Below are 8143 nucleotides of genomic sequence, written 5' to 3' on the forward strand. Positions count from 1 at the left end.
TCGCAAAGGACGTTTGATATGGCAAGCACCAAGGATTGGTTCGAGACCGTCGCCGAAGCGCGCGAGCGCGCGAAGAAACGGATACCCGAACCGGTGTATCGCGCACTGCTGGCCGGTTCCGAATCCGGCGTGACGCTGTCGGACAACACCGCCGCGTTCACCGAACTCGGGTTCCGCCCGCACGTCGCCGACCTGCCCGCCACCCGCGACCAATCGACATCGGTACTGGGGCAGTCGATCTCGCTGCCGGTGATCTGTTCACCGACCGGAGTGCAGGCGGTCGACCCGCGCGGTGAGGTCGCGGTCGCGCGGGCTGCCGCCGCGTCGGGCACCGCGCTCGGATTGTCGTCGTTCGCGTCCAAACCGATCGAGGACGTCATCGCCGCCAACGACAAGGTGTTCTTCCAGATCTATTGGCTCGGTGACAAGGACACCATGCTGGCGCGGCTCGATCGCGCCAAGCGGGCCGGCGCCAAGGGCATCATCATCACCCTGGACTGGGTGTTCGCCACGGCCCGTGACTGGGGCAGCCCACCGCTTCCCGAACGCATCGATATCAAAACGGCAGTGCGGTTCGCGCCGCAAGTGCTGACCCGCCCCGGCTGGCTGCTTCGTTTTCTGCGCGCGGGCGCGCTGCCGGACCTCACCACCCCCAACCTCGTCGCGGCCGGCGAACGCGGTCCGACGTTCTTCGGTGCCTACGGTGAGTGGATCGGCACCCCACCGCCGACCTGGCAGGATCTGGCGTGGTTGCGTGAGCAGTGGGACGGCCCGATGATGATCAAGGGAATCATGCGGACCGACGATGCCCGCCGGGCCGTCGATATCGGCGCAACCGCGATCTCGGTGTCCAATCATGGTGGAAACAACCTTGATTCGACTCCCGCGGCCATCCGGGCCCTGCCCGGTATCGCGGACGTGGTCGGGGATCAGGTCGAGATTCTGCTCGACGGTGGTATCCGGCGTGGCAGTGACGTCGTCAAGGCCGTGGCGCTGGGCGCGAAGGCCGTCATGATCGGCCGTCCTTACCTATGGGGTATGGCCGCGAACGGCGAGCGCGGTGTGCACAATGTCCTCGAAATCCTGCGGCAGGGTATCGATTCCACGCTGTACGGGCTCGGCCGCTCGTCCATCCACGACCTGTGCCCGGAGGATCTGGTCATCCCAGACGGTTTCACGCGGGGCATGTAGTGCGCGCCCGGCGGGTAGGTCTGGTCTCCGGTACCCCGCAATCGGACTACCCGCCGCCCGAACTCCGCCTGGAACTCGATGTCAGCGTGTGCAGGCACAGTGAGGGGTCTGTGCTGCTGGGCGGATCCCCGCTCCGCATGCTGCGACTGGCCGCGCCAGGAGTCGATCTGCTGAATCGATGGCTCGCCGGAGCCCCGGTCGGCACCACCCCCGCGGCTCGCGGACTCGCACGACGTCTGCTCGATATCGGGCTGGTACACCCCCGTCGGGCTCCCGGCCTGCACACCACCGCCGATGTCACGCTGGTCGTACCGGTCAAGGACAACGCCGTCGGTGTCGCTTGGCTGCTCGCGGCCACCACCGATCTCTACCAACGGATCGTTGTCGACGACGGTTCCACACCACCGCTGGCCGCTGCCACCCTGCGCCATCACGTGCCGCACGGGCCAGCGGCCGCGCGCAACACCGGATTTCGGCAGGCGAAGACAGACCTGATCGCCTTCATCGACTCCGATGTCGAGCCCGACCCCGGGTGGCTGGCGTCCATTCTGCCGCTGTTCGACGATCCCGCGGTCGCGGCGGTCGCCCCTCGAGTACGTGGATCGGCAGTCAGCAGGCAGAGCCGGGGAATCGGCGCGGAACTCGCCGACTACGAGGTCGATCGGTCGAGCCTCGATATGGGGCCGCATTGCGGCGTCGTTCGGCCGATGACCCGCATCGGCTACGTGCCGACGGCCGCGCTCGTGGTGCGGCGCGCTGCGCTGATCGCGATCGGCGGCTTCGACGAAAAGTTGCGCTTCGGTGAGGATGTCGACCTGGTCTGGCGTCTCGTGGACAGCGGCTGGCTCGTCCGCTATCAACCCGATGCCGTGGTGCGACATCAGCCGCGAGAGACCCTGCGTGCCTGGCTGCGGCAGCGATTCGACTACGGAACGTCGGCCGCGCCACTGGCTCTTCGGCATCCGGGACGACTCACCTGCGCCCGTCTCAACGGCTGGAGCGCGTTGTCGTGGGGCCTGGTCGTCGCGGGACGACCGGGGGCCGCGCTGGGCACGGGCGCGGTGAGCACCGCATTGGCCTATCGCGCGTTGCGACGCCACAGCTTGCCTGCCGTTGCCGCCGTCTCCGTCGCGGGCCAGGGCCATCTCGCGGCCGGGCAGATGCTCGCCGCAGCCGTTCGGCGCACCTGGTGGCCAGTGGCCCTGCTGACCCGAGCAGGGCGCCGCGCAGTGCTTTTCAGCATGCTCAACGTGCTGGCAGAGGCGGTGGCCGGACGACGTGGGGCACGCTGGACCCTGCTGCGAATCGCCGACGACGTCGCCTACAGCGCCGGGGTCTGGGCAGGTTGCCGGCGCCACCGCACCCTGGCGCCGCTGCTGCCTCGGATCATCACATCGACTCCACCGCAATGAATCTCGGGACCGTCGAACCGGCCGATCGAGAACCGCCCCACCGCCTCACCACCGCTACCCCGGGCAGATGACTGGGCACTACCGACTGAACCACGTCTCCCCGGTCGTTCTTGCATCAGCGGACCGGGCTACGCCGTGTCGAGAACCAGCCAACCACCGTGATGTTCGGTCACGGTGAACGGCAGGCCGGTCTCGATCGCGAGTGCGGCCAGCTCGGGCAGGTCGAAAGTGCGGACGTGGCCGTAGATCGGGTCCGGTTCGTCCTCGAACGGGACAGCAACCACCACCCGCCTGGCGGCCAACCGAACCGCTTCGGCCAGCACCGCACGCCCGTGCGTCGGGTCTAGATGTTCGAGCAGATGCAGCACCGTCACCGTGTGCACACTGTTGTCCAACGGGATCGATGCCGCGTCACAGGACAACGTTTGCAATCGTGTGCCGCGTGCGAGCGAGACCGTCGCGAGCAATTCCATACTGCCGCGAGAAATATCCGTCGCGATGACCTGCGCCCCGGTTTCCGCGAGCAGCAGCGGGAAGAATCCGAAACACGAACCGACATCGAGCACCGGCCCCGAGCCGACCAGATCCAGGGCCCGGCGATACACCGGCGCCATCTCGGCGAGCTGGGTCCCCGCAGCGCCGAGCTCGCCCCAGTGACTGCGAATCTTGGCGAGGGTGTTCTCGTAGAACATGGTCCAGGCCGGTAGGGCACCGGCCACGGTCGTACGGACCACGCCGACGAAGATCCGCTCGAACAACCCGGTGCCGCTGAGCAGACCGGATCGGAACAGTTCCTCGGCGATCATCTCCGCGATGTCGTTGTCGAGCTGTTCGGGCGCGAGGCAGTGCTGGATCAGCACGCGGCGCCCTTCCACATGGACGCGGAAGTGGGCGGTGCGACCACCTTTGGCCGCCCGCCCGGGTGTCCGTGCAGACACCCGAACGACGCCGTCGTCGTAGGTCAGCTCCGCCATCGGTGCCAGCGGATGCAGCCGATCCTGCACAGTAACGGTCATCGCCCGGCCACCTCCGCACTGATGTGGTGCGCCGCATGCGCCAGCTCCCGCAGACCGCGGACCACTCGCACCCGGTCGCAGTGCTCGGCGTAGGCAGGCAGGGCGCAATTGCCGAGGGGCCAGGAATAGCGCGGTTCCGGTGTCAACCAGATGGTTTCGCGGGAGCGACGCGCGATCTCGGCGAACTCGGCCAATCCCGGATCGTTGCCGTTGCCGCGGCCGTCACCGAGGACGAGCAGGGTCGTGCGGCGGTTCAGGGCACCGATGTGCTCGGCGAAGAATTCCCGAAACACCGCACCGTAATCGGAATTGGCGTCGAGATCGATCACATCACCACCGAACACCTCACCAAGGGCACGTTCGGCTGAGTACTCGGTGAACAGCGCGGTGGTCTCGGTGACCCCGGCGACGAACGCGTAGGACTGGACGTGGGCGAACATGTCCTGCAGCGAGTGCACCAGATTCAGCGTGAAATGCGCGGTGGCACGCACGGACAGGCTCACGTCGGCGAGCACGACCAGCCGCGGTCGGTCCTCGGGGCGACGGACCGTCACCGGCCGGAACGGCACGCCGTCGAAGCGCAGGCTGCGGCGCATGGTGCGCGCGGCATCGATGCGGCCGCCCGATCCCACCTGCCGCCGATGAGTGCGGGCGCCGCGTAGCGACCGGGTGATCCGGCGCAGCGAATCCTCGAGTTCGCTGCGTTCGGAGGCACTGACCTCGGCGACCTCGGTAACCCTGCGTCGCTGTGTTGCGCGACGGTGGCGCAGCGCAAGCAGCGCTTCGGCGTGGCGATGCAGTGCCGCGGGCAGGTCACCGAGCGCTCGGGCGTTCTCCCAGGCGGAGGTGTCCTCGACACTGTCGGCGGCGCTGAGCCAATCGAGTAGTGCTTCCTGCTCGGCGGGCGTGAGCCGGATGTCGACAGTGGCCCCGTCGGACGAAGCGAGCTGTCCCGGCGCACCACCGGCATGCAATCGCTGCGCATCGAGTTGGATTCGGTAGCCGTTGGCCTCTGCGGCTTGATTGTTCTGGGAGAAGGCGATCTCGTCGGTGGGTGCGGACAGATCGATCATGCCCTCGTCCTCGGTGAGGCTGAACCGGGGCGCGAGGTTCTCGGTGTCGAACAGGTGGCGCACATCTTCGGGTCGCGCCCCCTCACTTCCGGAGGCTTCGGCCGGTTGCCCGGACAGGGTGAGCGAGGTGAGATCGCCTGCCTGCGAAGGGAGTTCGTCGACCGCGGCTCGGTCGGCAGCCGCGCCGTCGCGGCGCTGCTCGGCCCCGCCACCGAGCCGGACCAGCATGAAGTAGGCGTCGAACAGTTCGGTGAAGACCTCGTCGTCGCGCTGATCCTTGACGAGGGCGGCGCGCAGGGCGCAGCACAGCGTTTCGCGATCGGCGAGCACGCCCGGCTCGGCGGTGCAGCGCATCGCGTCGATGGCCTCGGCCACCGAAATCCGCACCCCCCACCGCCGCAGGAGCCCGACGAACCCGTGCACAGTCGCCCGCACGATCGCCTACCCGCTCCGCCGGCGCGCGAACGACCGCGCACCCTGGCTGCTGCTGACGTCGGCCCTGGTCAGAGTGGCGGCGTTGGCACCGTAGTACCCGTCGTCGAAACGGCCGGGCTCATCTTTGGACTTGCGCACCTGGTAGCCGTCCGGTTCGTCGACGACCGGCACAACCTGCGGCGTCTGCCCAGCGAGCAGTCGCGGCAGGGCATCGAGCGCCGCCCGCAGGTCTTTGTCGTACTTGACGACCACCGACATGGTGTCGGTCAGCACCTGCTGTGACAGCGCCCGAACCTCGAGGACTGCGAGGGTACGCGCCCAGTCGATGGTCTCGGAGATACTGGGCGCCTTGCGCAGGTCGAGCATCCGCAGTCCGCGCACGATCTCCACCAGCTGGGCAGCCAGGTCCTCTTCGAGGCCGGTGTGCTTGGCACGAATGATCGCCAGCTCCCTCTCGGCCGAGGGATAGTCGGCGAACAGATGCAGGCAGCGTCGTTTCAGCGCGGCGGCCAGATCACGGGTGTTGTTGGAGGTCAAGATCACCAGCGGCACATGCTTCGCGTGGAAGGTGCCGATCTCGGGAACCGAGATCTGATACTCCCCCAGCATTTCCAGCAGCACCGCCTCGAGCGCTTCATCGGCGCGGTCGATCTCGTCGATCAGCAGAACCACCGGTTCCTCCGAGCGGACCGCCTCGAGCAACGGCCGGTGGCTGAGGAATCGTTCGGAGTAGAAGACGCTGTCGTAGTTGCCGATTCGCTCGACCGCGGCATCGATGTCATCGACATCGGCGATCAGCTGACCGGTCTTCTCGCGCAGTATCTGGGTATACAGCAGCTGTTTGCCGTAGTCCCACTCATACAGAGCCCGACTCTCGTCCTGGCCCTCATAGCACTGCAGCCGCAGCAGCTTCCGTCCGGTCGCCTCGGCGAGCGCTTTGGCCAGCTCGGTCTTCCCCACACCCGCGGGACCCTCGATGAGCAGCGGCTTCTCCAGGCGGGTCTGCAGGAATACGGTGGTCGCGAGTTGCTGGTCGGCAATGTAGCCGGTGGCGGACAGTGCCTGTCGCACGTCCTCGACGCCGGTGAAGTGATTCATCGATAGTCCTTCCGAAGCAGGGGCGCCCGGCCGCGGGGCGAACAGCGGATCCACCCCGCGACCGAGTCGAACGGTCAGCCGAGCAAGTCGTCCAGGCTGCCGTTCATGCAGTGTTCGACGACGGGGCGAACCGTCTCGAAGGTGCATTCCTTCGGATTACCCGGCGTGCAGGCATCGCCGAGAACGTGCCGGGTGATCCGGTCGATGTCCTCGTCGTCACCCTTGATCACCGCGGCGTTCTCGTAGTACGGCGTCGGCCCCTGGCCGAGCCGGTTCTTCGAATAGGTATCGAAGGTGATATCGGTGAACTTCTCCGGAATACCGACATCCCGCAGCAGCCGGATGGCGGCGGCCAATGCCGCGTCGGCGGCCTGCACATCGGTCATACCGTGGGTATCCACCCCCATCGCACTCGCGATCTCGGCGAAACGCTTGTAGGCCACCGGCATGTTGAACGCCCACACTCGCGGCAGCGCGATCGCATTGTTCAGGCCGTGGTGGGTGTCATAGAACGCCGACATGGCATGCGAAATCGAGTGGATGATTCCGAGGCCACCGGAGTTGAATGCCTGGGCGGCGATGTATTGCGCGTACATCATGCCCTCGCGGGCGGCCAGATCGGTCGGGTTCCAGGTGGCGGTACGCAAATGTTCCGAGACCAGTTTGATGGACTGAATGGCATTGCCGATCGACGGCATGAAATTCAGCCGGGAAACGAATGGCTCGGAGCCGTGTGCCAGAACGTCGAATCCGCACTGCGCGGTGTAGTCGGTCGGGCAGTCGAAGTACAGCACCGGGTCATCGATCGCGAGGGTGGGCACCGAGGCGTCATCGAATGCGACGTACTTGTGCGGATTATCGGGATCGGTGGTGGTGTCGGTAATAACGTAGGCCCACGAGGTTTCCGAACCGGTTCCCGCCGTCGTCGACACCGCGATATGCGGCGGGTTCTTCGGATTCTCCGACTTGTTGAATCCTTCGAATTCATTGACGTTGCGGCCGTCGTGAGCGATCGAAATACGAGCACCCTTACAGGCATCGTGAGACGAGCCGCCACCGATCGAGACGAAGCTGTCGCAACCGTGCTTCTGGTACAGCGCGACCGCGTCCATCGCGTTGTAGTCCTTGGGATTCGACTCGACCTTGTCGTAGAGCACCACCTCGAGACCGTGGTATTCGAGCGAGCCGACGATCTTCGGGACGATGTCGGTGCCGCGCAGACCGCTGGTCATGACCAGCACCTTCTTGAATCCGAGCTTCAGGGCCTCGGGGCCGATGATTTCATGGGAGCCGGGACCGAGCAGAGCCCTCGGGAACGGATGGAACTCCTTGATCGGAAACGGCTTGAGCAGCTCGTCTACCTGCATCGTCTTTCCTTTCGGAGAAAGATTTGCGGTCCGGAATATCAACCGGGCAGATACGACGTTATGGCGTCGATCACAGCAAATGAAGGAGAATTCTCCGAAACTGCCTCAACGGAACACAGCACCCAGCAGATAGGGCGGACCGACACTGCCCGAACGGATAGGCCCCACCGCCCCGCCGGATAGTTTTCACTCATTCCGCTGCTCGGAACCACGTTTTTCCGCATTCGGCCAACTAATTGCCAACCTTATACGTCGATACTGAGAACCGAAGCAGTCGCGACTGCTTACCCGAATGAATACTTCGATCCGCTTCGCGCAGAGGGCGTTCAGCGCCCTCCCCGCCCCGGCAACGGCGCCGGCGGCGGTCGACAACGGCGTCGGCTGAAGCGGTCGAGACAAATCCGGGGTCGGGGCGGGCGCGCGGGCGGGGGGGCTGGCTGGGGGGGCGCGGGGCGGCGCCCTCCCCCGCGGCCCCCGGCACCGCGCCCCGCCCCCCCCTCGACGAGTTCGCGGCCCGCTCGCATCGACTGGCCGCTGCCACCGCGGCATCT

6 protein-coding genes are annotated in these 8143 nt (G+C 66.3%); 2 read left to right on the forward strand and 4 right to left on the reverse strand.

Annotated elements, in window-relative coordinates; translation table 11 throughout:
* Window positions 1-18 precede the first annotated feature (18 nt).
* Window positions 19-1191: a pre-mycofactocin synthase MftD gene (mftD, locus tag ACFWPX_RS02530; protein WP_378925263.1), complete on the forward strand. Its 1173-nt coding sequence runs from the start codon at window positions 19-21 to the stop codon at window positions 1189-1191.
* Window positions 1191-2603 carry a mycofactocin biosynthesis glycosyltransferase MftF gene (gene mftF, locus ACFWPX_RS02535; RefSeq protein WP_378925265.1) on the forward strand — a complete coding sequence of 471 codons (1413 nt, stop codon included), beginning with the start codon at window positions 1191-1193 and terminating at the stop codon, window positions 2601-2603. The genes mftD and mftF overlap by 1 nt, the downstream gene beginning before the upstream one ends.
* Before the next feature lie 128 nt (window positions 2604-2731).
* Here the strand turns inward: mftF and mftM are convergent, their stop codons facing one another.
* From mftM to mdo, 4 genes are all read right to left on the reverse strand, one after another.
* The gene (gene mftM, locus ACFWPX_RS02540; protein ID WP_378925267.1) at window positions 2732-3619 is read right to left on the reverse strand and encodes a mycofactocin oligosaccharide methyltransferase MftM; all 888 of its coding nucleotides are present in this window, start codon (window positions 3617-3619) and stop codon (window positions 2732-2734) included.
* Complete coding sequence (locus tag ACFWPX_RS02545) at window positions 3616-5079, reverse strand: VWA domain-containing protein (RefSeq protein ID WP_378925270.1); 1464 nt, start codon at window positions 5077-5079, stop codon at window positions 3616-3618. Before ACFWPX_RS02545 ends, mftM begins: the two co-directional genes overlap by 4 nt.
* Window positions 5080-5133: 54 nt before the next feature.
* Entirely contained in the window at window positions 5134-6225 is a 1092-nt protein-coding gene (locus ACFWPX_RS02550) for an AAA family ATPase (RefSeq protein WP_378925272.1), read from the reverse strand.
* A 74-nt stretch (window positions 6226-6299) separates the two neighbouring features.
* Window positions 6300-7592, reverse strand: coding sequence for an NDMA-dependent methanol dehydrogenase (gene mdo / locus ACFWPX_RS02555; protein WP_378925274.1), 1293 nt, complete (start codon window positions 7590-7592; stop codon window positions 6300-6302).
* Window positions 7593-8143 lie beyond the last annotated feature (551 nt).

This window comes from Nocardia sp. NPDC058518, from assembly GCF_042719655.1.
GTDB lineage: Bacteria > Actinomycetota > Actinomycetes > Mycobacteriales > Mycobacteriaceae > Nocardia.